The organism is Asticcacaulis sp. (assembly GCF_051954415.1).
GTDB lineage: Bacteria > Pseudomonadota > Alphaproteobacteria > Caulobacterales > Caulobacteraceae > Asticcacaulis.
Window position 1 is genome coordinate 276,617 of sequence record NZ_JBQCHT010000047.1, and the last position, 19,571, is coordinate 296,187.

Genomic DNA, 19,571 nt, shown 5'->3' on the forward strand with positions numbered 1-19,571 from the left:
AACCTAACCTTTGGCACGGGTTAACGCAACCGGATACAGCGGCGCGGCCGTGAGCCTTCCCCCAAAAATCTCTTAACCCTACTTATTTAGCAAAATATGTCTCTTCTGGGGCGGGGAAGCTACGGTCCCTGACATCTTTCGCATAAGCTTCCACCGCCGCGCCGATCTGGTTACGCAAATCGGCATAATGGCGGACGAATTTCGGCGTCCAGTCGAACAGGCCCAGCATATCGTCGGTCACCAGAACCTGGCCGTCACAATCCGCCGAAGCACCGATGCCAATGGTCGGGATACTGACGAGCCTTGTGATTTCCGCCGCCAGATCCGCCGCCACGCCTTCGACAACAATGGAAAACGCGCCCGCGGCTTCGCTGTCCTGCGCTTCCTTGATGACCTTCTGGCGCTCGGCCTCGGTGCGTCCCTTGGCCTTGAAGCCGCCATCGACATTGACCGCCTGTGGTCGCAGGCCGACATGGCCCATGACGGCAATGCCGCGCTCGGTAAGGTAACGGATGGTGGCGGCGACCGTCGGGCCGCTTTCCAGCTTGACCGCCTGGGCGCCGGTTTCCTTCAGCAGGCGCACGGCATTGGCAAATGCCTGTTCGACGCCGGCTTCGTAAGAGCCGAACGGCATATCGACAACGACGAAGGCCGTATCAGCTCCGCGCATGACGGCCTGACCATGCAGGCTCATCATCTCCATGGTGACGCCGATGGTATTGGGCAGACCGTGGATCACCATGCCCAGGCTATCCCCCACCAGCAGGATATCGCAATGCGGGTCCATGATCCGCGCCATAGGTGTGGTGTAGGCGGTGAGGACAACCAGGGGCATCTTCCCCTTGCGGGCCTGGATTTCAGGGGCGGTCAGGCGTTTGGTTCGGCTGGGGGCGGTTTGGCTGCTCAACTTCGGCTCTCCGTTTCACTTGCCGCGCTATAGCTGAAGCCGGCTGGTGAGTCGAAATTATTAGCTGTCGAGAACCGGAGCGGCCTAAGCGGCCCTGAGACGTATTTTTATACGTGAGCACCGGATCGCAGACAGATGATGATTTCGACTCACCAGACGGCTTCAGATAGTCTCCTCTTGGGAGTAGGCGTAATACAGCGCCAAACACGCAAAACATAGGGAAAAACTGACCCAGAAGAAGATCGGGGTCTGCATGATGCCGAGATAATGCAGCGACGAGTAGAACAGGTTGACCGCATTCTTGCCGATGACATCGAAAAATTCAACGCCGGCGCGGAAGGTCTGGTCGGTTTCGACACGCGCCATCCGGCTGCCGCTCAGGACTTTTTCACCGAAGGACCAGTTGGGCACGCGCACGAACTGCGCCAAGGCATAGAGTCCGCCCACCACGCCGGCCAGAGCCACGAAGCCCTGCCGCAGCCAAAGCTTCAGCCGCAGGCCGCGCATCACACGCGCCTCGAAGGCCGCCGCATCCTCATAAATGGGCGTCGCCGCGAACAGATCGCGGATATCGCCCTCATCCAGTTTCATATCGCTCATGTTCCGGTTTCCAGTACGGGAGCAGGTTTGGCATTCAGAATGGTCTTCAACTGATCCATGGCGCGTTTGATATGGCTTTTGACCGTGCCCAGCGGCAGCTTGAGTTCGTCGGCGATTTCCTGATGGGACAGATCGCCGCTGAAATTGAGCGTTACGCACAGGCGTTCCACAGGTTTGAGGCGATTTAAGGCCGCATCAAGATTATGGGCGCGGAATTCGCCTTCATTGGCCGCAGGTTCGGGTTCAAAAGCGCTCATATCGTCCGTCAGCAGGTATTTTTGATTCGCCCGCACCTTTTTGAGATAGCGTCGGGAGGCGATCCGCTTAAGCCAACCAACAAAGGCGCCGTCAAAACGGAATTCCGACAGATGCTCGTAGGCACTCATGAAAGCCTCCTGCGCCATATCGTCGGCATCCGACCCTTGCGCCCCCATCCGCCGGATATGGGTCCGCAGAAGACTGCCGTGGCGGCGCACCAGCTCAGCGAAGGCCGACTTATCCCCGCCCAGGCACAGGCGCACGAGATCGACATCGGACTGCCGCGTCAGGTCAGGCTTTTCACTTGCCAGGCCCATGATTGAGTTTGCTCCGGGTTGCCGCGAGACGTTTATTTCTTGCGATTGCCGATAATGCCGAGGATCAGCAAGGCAACACCGATAAAGCCTGGGATGGCGGCGACACCGGACAGCTTGCCCAGAATAAAGCTGTGATTGGCCAGGTCCAGTGCGACAAGCCCGAGGGCGATCGCAATCAGGATGAGGCCGGAACGGATGTCATTGGCGGGCGTTTTGCGGGCCTGCATGTTCTTAAGGTTTTCGAGAAACTCCGGGGGCAGGTCAGTCCCCTTCTCGATCGCCATGCGCAGGGTTTTCTGCACCTCAGTTCGTCCCTTGTGACGGAAATAGAAGACGATGGCGACAATGGCGACAGGCATACTGAGCGCCAGAACAACGGCCAGAATACCGGTTAAGCTATCCATATCCATTTAAACACTCCTTTTGACTTCGGGACGCCCATAGCGCCCTTTGACTAATAAGAGGCGCGACACATGCCTTTCGGATGCAGGGAGTCGCATTAAGTTTTCGTAATCAAATAATTTCAAGCCCGCCCTTGCATTCGATGTTAGTTCGATATATCTAATTTATATCGGAACTAAAACATCGATCGATTTATCGGCTTTTTCATTTTCGATATATCGCGTTACGAACTATATATAACAAAAGGAGACCTCATATGCGAGGCATGTTTTTTCACCGTCGCGGACAAGGCGCTTGCGCTGACCGTAATTTCAGCCATCGGGACGGCTTTGGCGGCCCCGGTCATCGTGGTTTTGGCGCCGGCTTCGGCGGCGGTCTTGGCGGTCGCGGTCGTGAAGGCTTTGAACGCGCTTTCGATCGGATGCGCGGCGGCCGCGATGGGCGTGGCTTTGGTCACGGCGGTCTGCGGCTGGTACTGCTCAAACTCATCAGCGAAAAGCCCAGCCACGGCTACGAACTGATCAAGGCCATCGAGGATCGCTTCAACGGCGCCTACAGCCCCTCCCCCGGCGTGATCTATCCAACCCTGAGCTGGCTGGAAGACGAAGGCTTTATCACCATCGCCCCCAATGAGGACGGCCGCAAGTCCGCCACCATTACCGAGGCCGGCATCGCCCATCTGGCGGAGAAGGCCGAGCAGGTCGATCAGCTATTCTCAATGATGGACGGCCAGCGCGGCGAACACGGCGACTACGCCCCCCTCTTCCGCGCCATGGCCAACCTGAAAGCCGCCCTGCGCACCCGCGGGATGCGCCCGATGAACAAGGCCGAGATCGAAGCGGTGGTCGACCTGATCGATGAAACCGCCAAGAAGATCGAAAGACTGTAAGATGGATGCGCTGACCGATGGGCGTTCGGTTACACGCGTCCGCTTTGAAACCCGCCGGCGTGAACTGACCGTTACGCAGGTAAAGGCGATTACGCCTCACCTGCGGCGCGTTACACTTGCCGGCGATTTCACCGGCTTTCAGAGCCTGGGTTTCGACGATCATATCAAGTTGTTCTTTCCCGATCCGGATACCGGCATTCTGATCCTTCCGGAGCCGGGGTTGCCGCCGGGTGACGGCCCGAAGCCGATCATGCGCGACTACACGCCGCGCCGGTTTGACGGCCAGACCCTGGATATCGAATTCGCCCTACATGAGGCCGGCCCGGCCACAGCCTGGGCCATGAATGCAAACATTGGAGACATTCTGAATATCGGCGGGCCACGCGGATCAATGTTGATTCCACCTACCTTTGACCGTTACATATTGATCGGCGACGACACCGCCCTGCCCGCCATCGCGCGACGGCTGGAAGAACTGCCGACGGGCACAAAGGTCTGCGTGGTGGCGGAAGTGGATGGACTGGAAGATCGTCTGCATTTCGAGACGAAAGCCGATGCGAGCTTCCACTGGGTCTATCGCCAGGGCGGCCATGCTAACTGCCTGAACGACGCGCTGAAGGCCATGCACCTGCCTCAAGGCATTGTTCATGCCTGGGTGGCGTGCGAAAGCACACAGGCCAAGCTTATCCGTCAACAATTGATCGATGATCATGGCGTCAACCCGTCATGGATCAAGGCATCCGGCTACTGGCGCAAGGGTGACGCCGGCACGCATGAAACGATCGGCTGATTTTTAACCAAAGCGAAGGCAACAGCGCCTATATTGGTGTCAAAGGCTGGGCTTGTTCATGCGCTTATCAATATCACTTCTGCTGGCTTTTTCGCTGGCCATTCCGGGTACGGCTCTGGCAGCGGATCTGTCCGGTCACTGGCAGCGGGCTAACGGCCAGGCTCAAATCGCTTTTGCGCCCTGCCCTGGCGGCCCGTCCAAGGGGGTTTGCGGCACGATCGCCTGGCTCAGTCCGGCGGTCAAAACGAAAGCCCGTATCGGCGACAAGGTATTTTACGACCTGATCCCCGATGGCGCCAATAGCTGGAAGGGCAAGGCTTACAGCCCCAGGGAAGGCAAGACATACGCGGCAGCCCTTAACCTTCAGGGCACCACCCTTTACAGCCGCGAGTGCCTGTTCGGCGACCGCATCTGCCGCTCCGAAACCTGGACGCGCGTCAGATAAGCAGGCCCTTGAGTTCGGCGCTGTCCGGCTTGAATCCGGCAATCACCTGTCCGTCTTTCTCGAAAATCGGTCGCTTGATCATCGACGGCTGCGCCATCATCAGCGCTATGGCCTTTGCCTCGTCTACCCCCTGCTTCACCTCATCGGGCAGCCCCTTAAATGTGCTGCTGGCACGATTGAGCACCTTTTCCCAGCCCAGCTTTTCCGACCATTCCTTGAGACGCGCAGCATCGATCCCGGCCTTCTTGTAATCATGAAATTCATACGCAACGCCATTGGCGGTCAGCCAGTCACGCGCCTTCTTCACCGTATCGCAGTTCGGTATGCCGTAGAGAATCAGAGTCATGCCCGACTGAATGCCTGTTTTTGCCCGTCACGCCAATGACTATTTTGCGGCCCGCCCCTGCGCCCGCATGGCATTTTTACCGGCCGGGTTATCTAATACGCGCCGGGGGGCTTTCAAAGGAGCATAGTCATGCCGAAGGAAACATCCGGCCAGAAAAAGAAGGTCGAAAAGGTCATGCACGAATTCAAAGAAGGCGATTTGAAAAGTGGCAGCGGCAAAAAGGTCAACAGCCGCAAGCAGGCGACCGCCATAGCCATGCACGAAGCGCACATTCCGAAAAAAGGCAGCAAGTCGCACAGCCACACTCATCACTGAAAATTCGCATATCCTGAAATGGCGCCCTGCGGGGCACCTTTTCATTTCAATCCTGTTGCGGAGTGTCAGGGCTGCATCAAAGCGGACTTAATAGAGCCCTTCTGATTTTCCATTTTCGAGCGGCTTTCATGGCCTTACCGAAAACGGAACTCCGACATCATGCGTAAACACACCCTCCTGACCGCAACAGCCCTCGGACTGGTTCTCGGCACCGGAGGGCTTACACAGGCACTTGCCGAAACATCGATTTCGACCGCGACCACCTCGCCCGTACTGACCAGCACAGCCGGCGATCTCACCGTCACGTCCGACGGCTCCATTACCCTGACCAGCGGCACGGCCATAACGGTAAACAGCGACAACACGCTCGATTTTGAGGGCAGCATCGCCATGTCCGGCTCTGAGTCTGGCTCGACCGGCATTCTGATCACCGATTTCCCCGATCGCACCAAGGGTCTGGTCCTGACCGGCGATATCACGGTCACAGACGATTACACGGCCTCGGATACCACCAGCCTCGACGGGACCGAAGACGGCTACACTGATGCGCCCTGGGCCGAAGGCACCGGCCGCTACGGCATCCATTCTACAGGATCGTCACCTTTTGTCGGCGACGTTTATATCACAAGCGATTCCGCCATCGATGTCGAAGGGAACTCATCCTATGGCGTCCGCTTCGAGAATCAGGTCAAGGGCGCCTTTAACTATGATGGCGCCATGACGCTGATCGGCGATAACTCCACAGGTATTTCTCTCGAAAAAGGCGTTACCGGCAATGTCTACCTGTCCGGATCGGTCGGCGTTCTTGGCGCAAACGCCTCGGCAGTCACGCTGACGGGTGATCTGGGCGGCAACCTGATCATCGACGGTTCATACAGCGGCACGGCCTACAGCTCGACCTCGGCGCTTACCCAGACCCTTTATGAAAACCTGATCCCGGCCAACAACCTGCTTCAGGATGGCCCTTTGGTCAGCATCGCCGGAAATGTCGCTAACGGCGTGCTGCTTGGTTCGTCAGTCACCAGTACGGACGACGACAATACCGATGAGGATGGCGACGGTCTTGTGGACACCTCGCAATCCACGGCCAGCCTGACACAATATGGTTCCGCGCCGGCGCTGGCGATAGGCTCATCAGCCGGCGAAATCACCCTGGGCGGCCTGACCTATGCCTCGACCGCGATCGATCCGCCTTCCGTCAATTACGGATTGCTCAATCGCGGAAGCATCGGCGCTTACGGCGTGCATCCCGGCGTCAATGCCACCGCCCTGCAAATCGGCGGCACGGGCTATGTAACGACGATCGATAATGGCATTGGCAATGCTGGCAGCATCACCGCCAGTTCCTACGGCGGAAACGCGACGGCCATTTCTTTGCTGGAGGGCGCCACAACCCCGCGTCTGGATATCGACGGTACGGTCACCGCCACCACGACGCGTTACCTCACCTCCGCGGAAGATGCCGACGGCAATACGGTCTATACGGTCTCGAATGTCGGCGCGGCGACAGCCATCAGTATTGCGTCCGGCGCCACCCTGCCGGCTGTCAACGTCGCCGCCAGTTCCGGCATCTACGCCTCATCTTCCGGCTCGACCGGCAGCGCCACGGCCATTTCCGATGCCTCCGGCACCCTGACCTCAATCAGCAATTCCGGCACGATAAGCGCCACCATTACCGCCACCGACGATGATGGCGATGGCACAACTGACACCATCACCGGCAAGGCCACTGCCATCGATGTGAGCACTAATACGAGCGGCGTTACCATCACCCAGACAGATAATAACGCGACTGACAGCGATGATGATGAAGCCATCGCCGCCCCCTATATTTACGGCAGCATCCTGTTCGGCTCCGGTAACGACACACTGTCGTCCTCCGGCGGTTATATCTACGGCAATGTGGATTATGGCACGGGCACCGGCAGCTTCAGCCTGACCAATGATGCCGTCTATCTCGGCAAGCTGACCTCGTCAGGCGACATCGCCATGGATATCGACAGCGGCGCCAGCGCTGGTTTGCTGGCTGGCAGCTCGGTCCGGATGAGAACCCTGCATGTCGGTTCGGACAGCAACCTGGCCCTGACGCTCGCCGTCGATAGCCCCACCGTGCCGATCCTGGCCGGCTCCGGTGCGGTGATCTTCGATGACGGCGCCAAGCTGTACTTGACACTCGACAAGATCCTGACCGACCCCACCAGTTTCACGGTCCTGACCGGCTCCAGCATCAGCCTGGGTGATATGACGACCTCGACGCTGGACGGCTATATTCCCTACCTCTATCACTCCGACCTGACGCTGAATGAGACGGATACAGTGCTTTCCGCCAATTTTCGCCTGAAGAGCCAAAGCGAGGCCGGTTATTCATCCAATCAGTACGCCGCGCTCATGCCGATTCTGGCGGTGGTGGCCGAGGACTCCGGCGCTAAATCATCCCTGCTGGCGGCTACCAATAAGGAAGCCTTCGACCAGGTCTACAATCAATATCTGCCCGACTATTCCGGTGAAAACCTGATCTCCCTGTCTGTCGGCTCGGCTTCGTTGAACCGCTCCTTAAGCAACCTGACCCTGATTCCGGATAATAACGGCGGACAGTACTGGCTTCAGGAATATGGTTACGGCATCAATCGCGCCTACAGCGACACGGCCGGATTCAAATCGACCGGTTTCAGTTTCGCCGGCGGCCGCGAACGGCAGGTCTATGGCAACCAGATGGTCGGTACCTACCTGTCCCTGACCTCGGCCTCGCCCCGCGATACCTTTGCCCTGGCGGCAGAGGGCATGTCCAATTCTGATATCACGATCGGCGCCTACTGGCGCCTCAATACCAGCGGCCTGAAAGCGTGGCTGCACGCCGGCGCCGGCTATGACACCTTCAAAAGCACACGCAATATCCTGACCACGACGGTCGATCATGTGGCAACGGCCAAGTGGGACGGCTATTCGGTCAGCGCCGGCGCAGGCGCCTCATATGATTTTCAACTTGGCAAATGGGCGGTTACCCCTGAAATTCTGGCCGACTACTACCAGCTTCATGAAAATGACCATACGGAAAACGGCGGCGGTGATTATTTCGACCTGACGGTCGGCGCGCGTGACGGACACCTGCTGACCTCGACGGCCCTGCTGAACCTCAGCTACAGGACATCCTTCCTGAAGCCGGAGCTTTGGGTGGGTTACAAACAGAATGTCTCCGCCACCCTGCCGGACACGGTAGCGAACTTCACCGGCGGCGACACCTTCACGCTTGTTGGCGGCAATATCGAAGGCGGCGGCCCCGTGGCGGGTTTCCGGTTGTCGGCCGACAATCCCTACAGCTATTTCTCGATCGAAGCCGAGTACCAGGAACTGCCGGAATATACCAACACCTCGGTGTCCCTGCGCACACGCTTCCAGTTTTAGAAACATCCAGATTTACATAGTGCCCGCGGTGATGATCATCCATCCGACGACAAATATGGAAAATCCGATGATGACGATCGCACTCCAGGGAAAACTGTCCCGATGAGATGCGCCTGAGCCCGGGTCCGGCGGCAATATTGCTGACATGACAGCCCTCCTGATTTTTGAACAGCCGGGACAGCATGGCCGCATTCGGATAAAATGCCGGTGCGGCAATGATCAGACGGCGTAAAAAAACGATGCGGCGCGCCCGTTCCCAGCTATGCGTTCGTTATCCTTGGGCCGCCATCAGTGCCGCCAACTGGATGGCGGACAGGCTGCCAATCTGGGCCGGCGTCAGATAGCTGATCTGCTGGGGAGTCAGCGCCTCGATCTGATAGGTATTCAACCCGGTCAGGAATGTCGTCCCCAAAACTGACATCGTCGTTGTCGTCAGGCCGCTGATCTGAATGCCGGAGATCGCTGCCATTTCACCCGGTGACAAATAATCAAGCTGGGTCACGGTCAGGGCGCCGAACTGGCTGGATGACAGCGTCTTGAATTGCGTCACCGTCAGGGCCGCGATCTCGTTTGTTGTCAGGTTGGAAAGTTGCGTCGCCGACAGGCTGCCGACCTGCGTCGTCGTCAGCGCAGCGATCTGAGCCGTCGTCATGGCGCGAAGCTGCATCCTGACCAGGCCGGCCAGTTGCGTTGTGGTCAGCGAGGCGATTTCCGTCGTGCCCAGGGCGGAAATATCCGCTTCCGAAAGCGAGCCGATCTGTGTAGCGGTCAGGCCCGCCAGTTGCGTCAGCGTCAGGGCCTCGATCTGGGTTTCAGTGAGGCCGCTGATGGCATCGGTCGACAGGGCACTGATCTGAGTGGAATTGAAGGCGGCCAGCTGATCGAGTGACAGAGACGCCATTTCCGTCGCCGTCATGCCGCTGATGCCGGTATTGGAGAGAGAGGCGATCTGGGTTGTCGTGATCGAATCGATATGCGCTTCGAGCAAAGCCGCCACGCCAGTACCGGACAGGGAACCGAACTGAACCATCGTCAATTGCGAAATCTGCGTTTGGGTCAGGGCGTTAATGACGGTCGTGGTCAAAGCGCCCATCTGCGTCTGGGTCAGGCCAGATATCTGGGTGGTGGTCAACGCGGCCGTCTGGCCTGCCGTCAACCCGGATAGGCCACGCGTGGACAGGCCGCTGATCTGGCCGGAACTCAAGGCCGCCAGTTGCGTTGTCGACAGGGCATTGACGCCGGTCGAAACCAGTCCGGTCAGTTGCGTCGTCGTCAGACTGGCCAGTTGGTTGGTGCTGAAGGCCGAGATATCGGTGGTCGAAAGCGCGCCCATCTGATCGGCCGTCAGCCCCTTGATCTGGGTCGTGGTCAGGGCGCCGATCTGGGCCGCCGTCAGACCGCTTATATAGGTGGTGGACAGGCCCGATAGCTGGGTGGCGCTCAGGCCCTTGAGTTGCGTCGTCGAAAGCGCCGCCACCAGTTCGGCCGTCAGGCCAGCCATGCCCGCAGGCGACAGTCCGGAAAGCTGGGTCGAGGTCAATGACGCCAGTTGCGTGGTTGTAATCGCCGCGGTCTCAGTTGTGGTCAGCCCTGCCATTTGCGTCGAGGTCAGGACGGCCAGTTGCGCTGCCGTCAACGCCGCCATACCAGTCGCCGCCAGGGCGCCAAGCTGAACGGAGGTCAGGGCCTTGACCTGCGTGGTCGTCAGGGCCTGCAACTGGGTCTCGGTGAAACCGCTGACCGCCGTCACCGAGAGGGCCGCCATCTGGGTCGTGGTCAGCGCCTGAAGCTGCGATGACGTCAGCACCGCCATCTCCGTCGTGGTCAACCCCTTGAGCTGCACGGTTGTCAGATTACCGACCTGTGTCGTCGTCAGTCCCTGGACCTGGATTGTCGTCAGGTTACCGATCTGCGTCGTGGTCAGGCTTTTCAGTTGGGTACTGTTGAAAGCGGCGATCTGCGTGACATTCAGGTCAGCCACATCTTCCGTTTCCATGGCCGCCACCTGCGTAGCGCCCAGCGCCCCGATTTGCGTGGTCGTCAGGTTGCCGATCTGGGTTTCATTCAGGCCGGAAATGGCATCAGGGCTGATGGCGGCCACCTGGGTCGTCGCCAGTGCGCCGATCTGCGCCGTCGTCAGGGCGCCTAATTGCGTATAGGTGAGGCCCGCGATCTGGCTGGTATAGAGACTGGCCAGCCCCGTCGTCGTCAGGCCGGATATTTCATCCGGATTCAGCGCACCAATCTGTGTCTGGGTCAGGCCGTGAAGTTGGGTCGTGGTCAGGCTTGACAAATGTGTGGCGTTCAGCGCCGCCACCTGGCTGGTCGTCAGCGAGCCGATCTGGGTCGAGGTCATGGAGACCAGTTGCGTCAGGGTCATGCCGGCAATCTGATCATCGTTCAGACCCTGAATTCCATCGGTCGATATGGCGGCAAGCTGTGTGGTGGAAAAGGCCGATAGCTGCGTCTGCGACAGGGCCTGCACCTCGGTTGCGTTCAGTCCCTTGATCTGTGTGGTCGTGAGCGCGGTCAACTGGGTTGTGGTCAGGCCCTTAACATTGGTTTCATTCAGATACCCGATCTGGGTCGAACTCAGCCCGCGAAGCTGGGTCGTCGTCAGGGTGGCGACGCCGTCCGAAGTCAGTCCGCCGAGGCTGGCCGTCGCCAGGGCGCCGATCTGGGTCGAGGTCAGCGCGCCCAGTTGTCCGGCCGTCAGAACCTCAAGCTGGGTCGAGGCCAGGCTGCCCATCTGCGTCGCGGAGAAAACGGCGATGTCCGTCGTCGACAGCCCGGCCACCTGCGTTGTGGTCAGGGCGGCGATAAGGGCACCGGTCAGTCCCTTGACCTGGGTCGTGGTCAGGGTGGCGAAATCGGTCATGGACAGGCCGGTTATGCCGGTCACCGACAAACCGCCGAATTGGGTGGAACTCAGGGCGTGCAACTGTGTGGTGGTCAGTTCGTCCACCTGGGTAGAGGACAGGCTGCCGAGGGCGGTGGCGCTGAGGTTCGCAACCTGACTGGTCGTCAGGCTGGCAATCTGGCTCTCCTCCAGTGCTGCGATGCCGGTCGTCGTCAGGCCGGAAATCTGCGTGGTGGTCAGGCCGGCCAGCAGGGTGGTGGAAAGTCCCCTCACCTGGGTTTCGGTCAGGGCGCCGATCTGGGTCGAGGTCAGGCTGGAAACCTGTGTGGTCGTCAGGTTAGATATCTGTGTCGAAGTCAGGCCGCTGACGCCGGTTTCAGACAAATTGGCGACCTGCGTCCGGTCCAGCGCCGCCATCTGGGTGGCGCTCAGGCTTCCGACCTCATCGGCGGTCAGCCCCTTGAGCTGGGTCGTGGTCAGGCCGGACATCTGGAGCGCCGACAATCCTTTAAGCTGCGTCGTCGACAGGTAACCGATTTCTGCCGCGGTCAGGCCCTTGACCTGCGTCGTGGTCAAAAGCGCAATATCGCCAAAGGTCAGTCCGCCAAGGGCCGTAGAAGTCAGAACACCAAGCTGGGTCGAGGTCAGGGCCTTCAACTGGTCATCGCTCAGCGCATTGACCTGGCTGTCGTTCAGCCCGGCCAGCGCCGTCGTCGTCAGGGCGCCGATCTGGGTGCTGTTGAAGGCCGCCAGTTGATCGGCATTGAAGGCGGCAAGGCCCGTGGCGGTCAGCCCCCGGATCTGCGTCGTGGACATGCCCTTCAGGATCGTCACCGTCAGGCCGGATATTTCATCCTCGGTCAGGGAGGCGATCTGCTGGGCCGCCAGGCCGTTCAACTGCGTCGTGTTCAGTTCGGCCATCTGATCGGCCGTCAGGCCGCCAAAGGCTGTCACGGTCAGGGCAGCCAATTGGGTCGAAGTCATCACAGACAGTTGCTCGGGCTGCAACGCCCCGGCTTCCATCGCAGTCAGGGCGGCCATCTGCCCCGTGGTCATGGCGGCGATTTCCGAAGTGGTCAGTCCGGCAATCTGGTCTTCGCTGAACCGGGCGATCTGCGTCGCCGTGAGCGACCGGAACTGCGTCGTGGTAAGGCTTTGCAGTTGGCTTGTCGACAGGCTTTCTATGCCCGTGCCGCTCAGGGCGGCTATCTGACGAGTGCTTAGCGCCGCCAGTTGCTCAGCGGTTAGTGCCGATACCTGCTGTCCACTCAAACCGCCGATGGCCGTGGCGGAAAACGCGCCGATCTGGGTAGTGGTCAGGCTGGCGATCTGGTCGTTGGTCAGGGCCTGCATCTGGGTGGACGTCAGGGCGCCAAGCTGTGCCAGACTCAATGATGACAGGGCCGTGGTGGAAAGGCCGGCAATCTGGTCGGCGGTCATGGCGGCGATCTGCGCGGTGCTGAAAACCGCCATCTGGGTCGCTGTCAGGCTGGATATCTGCGTATTGCTGAGGCCACCCATCCCGCCCTTTGAAAGCGCGGCTATCTGGCTGGTACTCAGAGCCCCCATCTGCGTTTCCGACAAACCGCCAATCGCCGTGGCGGTAAGCCCCATGATCTGCGATGTAGCCAGGCTACTGACCTGGGTCAGGCTCAGGGCCGCCACCTGGTCATCGGTCAGCGCACCAGCCTCCGTGATCGTCAGGCTACGAAGCTGAGTGGTCGTCAGGCTTGCCAGGTCGTCCGGATTCAAGTCCGCGATCTGGGTCGGGTTCAGGCTCCTGATCTGGGTGGTCGTCAGGGATTGCAGCGTCGTCGTGTCCAAGGCGTCAAGCTGTTCACCTGTCAGTCCCTTGACCGCGGCCGTATTGATATAGCGCATCTGTGTCGTGCTTAGCGCCGTCACCTGCTCCGTCGTCAGGCTGGACAGGCCGGAGGCGCTCAGCGCCTTGACCTGTGTGGTCGACAGCAGCGCCATCTGGTTTGTGGTCAGACCTGACAGGTTTCCGGCGCTAAGACCGGCAATGGCCGCGCTGCTCAGACTCAAGAGCTGGCTTGCGCTCAATCCGGATATCTTGTCGGAACTCAGCCCTGCCAGTTGCGCCGCCGTCAGAACGGCGACTTGCGTTGATGCCAGTGCCGTCAGTTGCGTGTCGCTGATCGCCCCCAGTTGCGTCGACGTCAGGCCCTTGATCTGGCTGGTCAGCAAGGCCGCCAGTTGTGAAGCCGTCAATGCGGCGATTTCATCGTTAGACAGGCCGCCGATCTGGGAGACGGTCATCGCCCGCAGCAGGGTTGTGCTCAGGCTGGCCATCTGATCGGCAGTCAGACTTGCGGTCGCGGTCGTGGTCAGGGCCGCAATCTGCTTTGTCGTCAGGACATTGAGCTGGGTCGAACTCAGCGCCGCGACCTGGGTATCTTTCAGCCCGCTCAGGCCGGTGGTGGAGAGGGCTGACATCTGGCTTGTGGTCAGTTGTGCTATCTGGTCTGTCGTCAGCGCCTTGATCTGGACCGAGGTCAGGTTATTCAACTGAGACGCCGTGAACCGGCCCAGGTCCGATGGATTGAGCGAAGCGATCTGATCCGCGCTCAGGGCCTTGACCTGTGTCGTTGTCAGGGCCGCCAATTGAGAGGCCGTAAACGCTGTCAGGTCTTCCGAGGACAGGCTGGCCACCTGGGTTGCCGTCAGGCCAGATACCTGGGTTTCCGAGAGGCTGGCAATCTGCGTATTACTCAGTTCGGCGATATCGGTGGCGTTCAGTCCCTTCAGTTGTGTCGTCGACAATGACCGCAGGAGCGTGGTGGTCAGCGAAGTTACCTGATCCTCGCTGAGCGCGCTGATCTGGCTGGCCGTCATCGCCGCCCATTGATCCGTGCCGAGCGCCGCCAGCTGCGCGGTGCTCAGTTGCGAAATCTCGCTCGTGGTCAGGGCCGCGATCAAGGTCGCCGGCAGCCCCCTGATCTGCGTGGTCGTCAGGCCGGCGATATGGGCTTCGCTTAAGCCCTTGATGGCGCCGGTCGTCAGGGCCGACATCTGGGTTATTGACAGCGCATTGAGCTGGGTATTGGCCAGGGTGCCGATATCCGTTGCCGTCAGACCCTTGATCTGAGTCGTGGTCAGGAGCGTGATCTGGGTCAGGCTCAGGCTGGCGATCTGGTCTTCATTGAGATAGCCGATCTGGGTCACGGTCAGGGCGCGCAACTGCGTGCTGTTCAGGCTGCCGATCTGATCCGCCGTGAGCCCCAGCAGCGCCTTTGAGCCCAGGGCCGATATTTGACCGGCCGTCATCGCCGCCAGTTGGGTATTGCTAATCGAACTGATGATATCCTGGCCAAGACCGCCGATCTGGGTGGCGGTCAGATTGCTGAGTTGGGCCGTGGAAAGCGCCTGCAACTGATCCTGGTTCAGCACGCCGACACCTGCGGCCGTCAGCCCCTTGATCTGCGTCACCGTCAGGTTACCGATCTGGTCTGGGCTGAAGGCACTGACCTGGGTGGTGGTCATGCCGGCGATCTGGGTGGAACTGATGCCAGACAATTGCGTCACGGTCAGGATGCCGATGTCGTCTGCCGTCAAGCCTTTGATCTGCGTCACGCTGAGTGCATTGAGCTGTGTCGAGCCCAGCGCCAGAACCTGGGTGGTGCTGAGCGATTGCATGGCCGTCAGGCTCAGCCCCTTGACCTGGTCGGTACGCAACAGGCCAAGCTCGGTTTCGGTGAGGCTGTAGACCTGCTGGTCCGTCAGGGCGTTCAACTGGGCCGATGTCAGGGCGCCGACCTGGGTCGCCGACAGGCCGGTCAGGAAGGAGGTATCCAGACCCTTTATCTGCGTGGTATTGAGAGCCGAAACCTGAGTCTCTGTCAGCGCCGCCGCCTGCACCGGGGACAAGGCGTCTATCTGCGTCTCGGTGAGTCCCTTCACCTGGGTCGCCGTCATCTGGCTGACCCGGCTGGCGCTCAAGCTCTCAATCTGGTCGTTGCTCAAGCCCCGGAGCGCTGTCGCCGAAAGCGCCGTCCACTGGGTTTGATTCAGGTTGCCTATAAAGGTCGCCGAGAGCTGGCTGAGCTGAGTGGATTGCAGGTAATAGGCCTGGGTCGAGGTCAGTCCGCTGAGTTGACCGGCACTCAGGCCATTGAGTTCATCCGCGGTCAGTGCCCGGATCTGGGTTGAATTCAGGGCGGCCAGTTGCGTGGAGGTCAGGGCGTTCAGTTGCGCCGTTGTCAGGGACTGCACCTCTGTGGTGGTCATGCCCTGGATCTGGGTGGCCGAAAGGCTGGCAAAATCGCTGGCATCGAGCGCGCCCAGGCCGTCCGATCCCATCCAGTTGATCTGGGTGGAGGTCAGACCGGACAGTTGCGTCGTCGTCATGGCGTCGATGATCGTCACCGGCAGGGCCTTCATTTGCGTCGAGTTCAGGCCGGATAACTGCGTCGAGGAAAAGGCGCCAAGCTGGGTCGTCGTCAGAATGCCAAGCTGGTCCGCGTCCATGCCCTTGATCTGCAGGGTCGAAAGGACCGAAAGCTGGGCCGGCGACAGAACCGAGAACTGCTGGGTCGAGAATTCGCCGATATCCGTCGCCGTCAGGCCCTGAATCTGCTGCGTGGTCAGGGCGGCGATTTCCTCAACGCCAAAAGCTTCCATCTGGGCTTCGAGCAGAACCGACAACTGCTTGCCGGAAAAGGTCATCTGGCTGGCGGTGAAGGCGGCGATCTGCGTCGTCGTCAGCGCCTTCATCTGGGTGGTCGAAATGGCCGCCAGTTGCGTGGCGTTTAACGCCTGGATGACCTCTACGCCAAAGGCCGAAATCTGCGTCGATGACAGGGAGGCGATGTCCGTCGCCGTCATCGATCCGACGGCCGCCGGGGACAGGGCGGCGATCTGGCTGACGCTGTATGACGAATATACGGAGGTGACCACGCGCGTACGCTTCCCTGCTGCCTTCAAATGGTTAGATTGAAAGGGGCAGCGCAGCCTGCAATTTCAGAAGCCAGGTGTATTTTACACCCACTCACCCGCCTTTAGCACCCATATACCACGTTTGGAGAAAAATGCGGCAAAATAAAGGCAAATTTCACAAGCATCTGTAATAACGCAGCTTTATCAACATATTGGCGCTGCTTCAGTGCATATTGCGCCGGTATTGCAACGGACTTTCAAAACCATGGGCCCAGGCGCCAAGATGGTGAGATTTCGCATAGGATTCGTCGCCGATATATTGTGTAGAGAAACTACGATAAGCGACCGCCAGTCCACGCCGGACCATTTCGCCGCCGATATCCTGGCCGCCGGATATCTTGCAAACGGCCACGGTCCTGCCGTAGGTATCGATTGCCTTCGTCTCACAGATGAGCGTCCGACCCTTTATCAGGTCGCTTAATACTTTTCGCGCCTCGATGCCGCAGCGGAACCGCCCACAGGTCTGATCGCGCTCAAAAGCATCAATTCCGAAAAGGCGGACATGCCGCCTGCGGATCACAAGCGTATCACCGTCAATGACATAGGCCATCCCTGAAATGACTGGCAACCTTGCCGCGACAGGCGCAGCCAGAACACTGAGAACCAAACAGAGCGTAACCGAACGTGACAGCAGAAACCGGTGTTTGCGGTTGCTTTGCCTCGTCATACCCCTTAAGTGCGCGCCCATGATCACCAATTTCGCCAATTCCTTCGCGCTGACGCATATCGACATCATGTCCAAACTCATTTGGGCCTGCAAGTCTGTGCGCCTCATTTCGCGCAAGAAACCCAAGGCGTAAGATCGTCCGATCCGCGCCCCTTCCCGACCCACGGGGCGCATAAAATATCAGGCGCCCGCAAAGGCCCTGCAATGTCTGAACCTTCTGAAAAGAAATCACCGCTACCTACGCCTTGGCTTTTGACCTGGGGTGGGTATATTCTCGCTATGCTGGGCGCCTTTCTTTTCGCCAGCAAGGGCATCTGGATCAAGCTTGCCTATAACTACCAGGTCGATGCCTCGGCCCTGATGGCGCTGCGCCTTTCCGTAGCGACACCGTTTTTCATCGTGTTCGGCGTTATCACCTTCCTGCGTGGCAAGGCGAAAGGCACGCATGACCTGCCGCCGATCGATCGCAATCCCGGCCTCTACCTGCGCACGCTTGGCGTCGGCATCCTCGGCTACTGGGTGGCCAGCTATACGGACTTCGAAAGCCTGACGACCCTGTCGCCGCAATTCGAGCGCCTGATCCTGTTCACCTATCCCTTGTTCGTTATCCTGTTCGGCGCCCTGTTCTTCAAACAACCCATGCGCCTGAAGGCGGTCTGGGCCTTCGCTATCAGCTATATCGGCCTGGGGCTGGTCTTCCTGACCGACTTGCACGCCCAGGGCTCGGCGGTGATCAGCGGCGTGCTGTGGTGTACGGTCTCTTCGGTCGCGTTCGCGCTCTACCTGCTACTGGCCAAGCCGCTGATCAGGCGCATGGGTCCGTCACTCTTCACTTCTTGGGCCATGAGTGGCGCCGCCCTGGCGACCGGTATCCATTTCCTCATCGTCCATAGGCTGAGCGATATCCACATGACCCCGCCCCTCCTAACCCTGGTTATCGGGCTGGCGATCGGCGCCACCGTCCTGCCGAGCTATCTGACCAATTTCGCCTTGAGCCGCATATCCTCGCAGGCCAATGCCATCATCAGCTTTATCAATCCGATCTTCACCCTGGTTCTGAGCGGCCTGATCCTCGGCCAGCACATCAGTCTGGCCGATATAGCTGGCACCCTGCTGGTGCTTACGGGCGTTGGGCTCTATGTCTGGATCGATCAGCGAGCCACGCGTCAGGAAGCGGCATTGTCCAAAGGATAGGCGTCCGTGCCGACTGTAGCCGCCTTAAAAAGCTCAGCCACCGTGCGCTGTAAAACCGGATGCACCCAGTCCGGCGCTATCTCGGCCAGTGGCCCCATAACAAAGGCCCGATCGGCGGCACGCGGGTGCGGCAGGATGAGGCCGTTTTCGCCGCTCATAATGACTTCGCCATAAGCAATCAAATCAAGGTCAAGCACGCGCGGGGCATTGAGGCGTCCATCGCGCACACGCCCGGCTTCACGTTCCAGATCATGCAAAAGCGACATCAATTCCGTGGGTTGCACGTTCGTTTCAACCTGAAGGACAGCATTGACATAGGATGGATCGTCCGGATTTGGCCAAGCTTTGGAAGACCACAGGCGTGAAATCCTGTTCACAATCAGTCCTCGCGCCTGCAAGTTCTTGACAACCTCGTTGAAAGCTTGCGATGCAGTCACCGGGCCAGACAACAGGTTGGAACCGTAGGCAATAAAAACGGACATATTCTTATCTTCGCCTGCCATTTTAACTGCACATTTTCAGGATAGCGTATAGCCATGAGCTTTTATCCGACCGACCGTATCGCGCTTTTTATTGACGGTGCCAACCTCTATTCAGCCGCCAAGGCGCTGAATTTCGACATCGACTATCGTAAACTGCTCGATGAATTCCGCAAACGCGGCATCCTGATCCGCGCCTATTATTACACCGCCCTGGTTGAGGGCGATGATTACTCGCCAATCCGGCCGCTGGTCGACTGGCTCGATTATAACGGCTTCCACCTGATTACCAAGACCGCCAGGGAATATACCGACAGCCAGGGCCGCAAGCGCTGGCGCGGCGACATGGATATCGAAATCGCCTGCGACATGATGGAGATGGCCGAACACGCCGATCACCTGGTGCTGTTCTCCGGCGACGGCGATTTCCGCCGCCTGCTCGAATCCGTCCAGCGCAAGGGCGCGCGCGTCACCGTGGTCTCAACTGTCAAGTCACAGCCGCCCATGACCTCCGATGAACTGCGCCGCCAGGCCGATACCTTCGTCGATCTCGCCGACCTGGCCAATGTCGTCGGCCGCCCGCGCTCCAGCCACAACCCACCGAAATTCCTGGGCGCCGAGGAAGATTACGACGAGACCGTATAGAGCGTTTTCCGATCTGATTGGATCAGATCGGCGCTCTAATTTTTTGCTTCGACGCACTTTTTAATCCGAAAAGTGCGTCACACTTTTCGGAAAGTGCTT

General features: G+C 59.4%; 15 protein-coding genes. 7 read left to right on the plus strand and 8 right to left on the minus strand.

The genetic code is table 11. The annotated features are described in order from the left end of the window. Positions 1-82: 82 nt before the first annotated feature. The 4 genes from panB to ACTHND_RS19175 all read right to left on the minus strand — a co-directional run bounded on the left by panB (position 83) and on the right by ACTHND_RS19175 (position 2,486). A complete protein-coding gene (gene panB, locus ACTHND_RS19160) occupies positions 83-907 on the minus strand; it encodes a 3-methyl-2-oxobutanoate hydroxymethyltransferase (RefSeq protein WP_440179559.1) in 825 nt (274 codons plus the stop codon). Positions 908-1,069: 162 nt separating this feature from the next. Continuing rightward, positions 1,070-1,507, minus strand: coding sequence for a hypothetical protein (locus tag ACTHND_RS19165; RefSeq protein WP_440179560.1), 438 nt, complete (start codon positions 1,505-1,507; stop codon positions 1,070-1,072). Beyond that, positions 1,504-2,082 carry an RNA polymerase sigma factor gene (locus ACTHND_RS19170; RefSeq protein WP_440179562.1) on the minus strand — a complete coding sequence of 193 codons (579 nt, stop codon included), beginning with the start codon at positions 2,080-2,082 and terminating at the stop codon, positions 1,504-1,506. Before ACTHND_RS19170 ends, ACTHND_RS19165 begins: the two co-directional genes overlap by 4 nt. Before the next feature lie 32 nt (positions 2,083-2,114). Continuing rightward, complete coding sequence (locus ACTHND_RS19175) at positions 2,115-2,486, minus strand: DUF6249 domain-containing protein (protein ID WP_440179563.1); 372 nt, start codon at positions 2,484-2,486, stop codon at positions 2,115-2,117. A gap of 254 nt (positions 2,487-2,740) precedes the next feature. Here ACTHND_RS19175 and ACTHND_RS19180 point away from each other — a divergent pair, with 254 nt between their 5' ends. From ACTHND_RS19180 to ACTHND_RS19190, 3 genes are read left to right on the plus strand one after another with little or no spacing between them, the layout of a single operon-like run. After that, positions 2,741-3,373, plus strand: a complete 633-nt coding sequence (locus ACTHND_RS19180) for a PadR family transcriptional regulator (protein WP_440179564.1) — start codon at positions 2,741-2,743, stop codon at positions 3,371-3,373. A gap of 1 nt (position 3,374) precedes the next feature. After that, positions 3,375-4,163, plus strand: coding sequence for a siderophore-interacting protein (locus tag ACTHND_RS19185; protein WP_440179565.1), 789 nt, complete (start codon positions 3,375-3,377; stop codon positions 4,161-4,163). A 58-nt stretch (positions 4,164-4,221) separates the two neighbouring features. After that, on the plus strand, positions 4,222-4,608 hold the full coding sequence (locus ACTHND_RS19190) for a DUF2147 domain-containing protein (RefSeq protein WP_440179566.1): 387 nt from the start codon (positions 4,222-4,224) through the stop codon (positions 4,606-4,608). Here ACTHND_RS19190 and ACTHND_RS19195 read toward each other — a convergent pair. Next, positions 4,601-4,954, minus strand: a complete 354-nt coding sequence (locus tag ACTHND_RS19195; RefSeq protein WP_440179567.1) for an arsenate reductase — start codon at positions 4,952-4,954, stop codon at positions 4,601-4,603. The two genes, ACTHND_RS19190 and ACTHND_RS19195, sit on opposite strands and share 8 nt — an antisense overlap. A gap of 129 nt (positions 4,955-5,083) precedes the next feature. Here ACTHND_RS19195 and ACTHND_RS19200 point away from each other — a divergent pair, with 129 nt between their 5' ends. Both ACTHND_RS19200 and ACTHND_RS19205 read left to right on the plus strand, forming a co-directional pair. Beyond that, positions 5,084-5,269: a DUF6496 domain-containing protein gene (locus ACTHND_RS19200; RefSeq protein WP_440179568.1), complete on the plus strand. Its 186-nt coding sequence runs from the start codon at positions 5,084-5,086 to the stop codon at positions 5,267-5,269. A 159-nt stretch (positions 5,270-5,428) separates the two neighbouring features. Next, positions 5,429-8,671: an autotransporter outer membrane beta-barrel domain-containing protein gene (locus ACTHND_RS19205; RefSeq protein WP_440179569.1), complete on the plus strand. Its 3,243-nt coding sequence runs from the start codon at positions 5,429-5,431 to the stop codon at positions 8,669-8,671. A gap of 271 nt (positions 8,672-8,942) precedes the next feature. On the opposite strand, the gene ACTHND_RS19210 is transcribed toward ACTHND_RS19205, so the two are convergent. Beyond that, complete coding sequence (locus ACTHND_RS19210) at positions 8,943-16,448, minus strand: beta strand repeat-containing protein (protein ID WP_440179570.1); 7,506 nt, start codon at positions 16,446-16,448, stop codon at positions 8,943-8,945. A 202-nt stretch (positions 16,449-16,650) separates the two neighbouring features. Further along, positions 16,651-17,235: a thermonuclease family protein gene (locus ACTHND_RS19215; RefSeq protein ID WP_440179572.1), complete on the minus strand. Its 585-nt coding sequence runs from the start codon at positions 17,233-17,235 to the stop codon at positions 16,651-16,653. Positions 17,236-17,358: 123 nt separating this feature from the next. On the opposite strand from ACTHND_RS19215, the gene ACTHND_RS19220 reads away from it, so the two are divergent. Next, positions 17,359-18,348 (plus strand): DMT family transporter, encoded by a 990-nt coding sequence (locus tag ACTHND_RS19220; RefSeq protein ID WP_440179574.1) that lies wholly within the window; start codon positions 17,359-17,361, stop codon positions 18,346-18,348. Here the strand turns inward: ACTHND_RS19220 and folK are convergent. Further along, positions 18,321-18,830 (minus strand): 2-amino-4-hydroxy-6-hydroxymethyldihydropteridine diphosphokinase, encoded by a 510-nt coding sequence (gene folK / locus ACTHND_RS19225; RefSeq protein ID WP_440179575.1) that lies wholly within the window; start codon positions 18,828-18,830, stop codon positions 18,321-18,323. The two genes, ACTHND_RS19220 and folK, sit on opposite strands and share 28 nt — an antisense overlap. A gap of 54 nt (positions 18,831-18,884) precedes the next feature. On the opposite strand from folK, the gene ACTHND_RS19230 reads away from it, so the two are divergent. After that, a complete protein-coding gene (locus tag ACTHND_RS19230; RefSeq protein ID WP_440179576.1) occupies positions 18,885-19,472 on the plus strand; it encodes a LabA-like NYN domain-containing protein in 588 nt (195 codons plus the stop codon). Positions 19,473-19,571: the final 99 nt, after the last annotated feature.

Coding starts and splice junctions, on each gene's coding strand:
- ACTHND_RS19205 (WP_440179569.1), top strand. CDS start 5,429: ATGCGTAAACACACCCTCCTGACCGCAACAGCCCTCGGACTGGTTCTC.
- folK (WP_440179575.1), bottom strand. CDS start 18,830: ATGTCCGTTTTTATTGCCTACGGTTCCAACCTGTTGTCTGGCCCGGTG.
- ACTHND_RS19180 (WP_440179564.1), top strand. CDS start 2,741: ATGCGAGGCATGTTTTTTCACCGTCGCGGACAAGGCGCTTGCGCTGAC.
- ACTHND_RS19195 (WP_440179567.1), bottom strand. CDS start 4,954: ATGACTCTGATTCTCTACGGCATACCGAACTGCGATACGGTGAAGAAG.
- ACTHND_RS19165 (WP_440179560.1), bottom strand. CDS start 1,507: ATGAGCGATATGAAACTGGATGAGGGCGATATCCGCGATCTGTTCGCG.
- ACTHND_RS19230 (WP_440179576.1), top strand. CDS start 18,885: ATGAGCTTTTATCCGACCGACCGTATCGCGCTTTTTATTGACGGTGCC.
- ACTHND_RS19200 (WP_440179568.1), top strand. CDS start 5,084: ATGCCGAAGGAAACATCCGGCCAGAAAAAGAAGGTCGAAAAGGTCATG.
- ACTHND_RS19215 (WP_440179572.1), bottom strand. CDS start 17,235: ATGAGTTTGGACATGATGTCGATATGCGTCAGCGCGAAGGAATTGGCG.
- ACTHND_RS19190 (WP_440179566.1), top strand. CDS start 4,222: ATGCGCTTATCAATATCACTTCTGCTGGCTTTTTCGCTGGCCATTCCG.
- ACTHND_RS19185 (WP_440179565.1), top strand. CDS start 3,375: ATGGATGCGCTGACCGATGGGCGTTCGGTTACACGCGTCCGCTTTGAA.
- ACTHND_RS19175 (WP_440179563.1), bottom strand. CDS start 2,486: ATGGATAGCTTAACCGGTATTCTGGCCGTTGTTCTGGCGCTCAGTATG.
- ACTHND_RS19220 (WP_440179574.1), top strand. CDS start 17,359: ATGTCTGAACCTTCTGAAAAGAAATCACCGCTACCTACGCCTTGGCTT.
- ACTHND_RS19170 (WP_440179562.1), bottom strand. CDS start 2,082: ATGGGCCTGGCAAGTGAAAAGCCTGACCTGACGCGGCAGTCCGATGTC.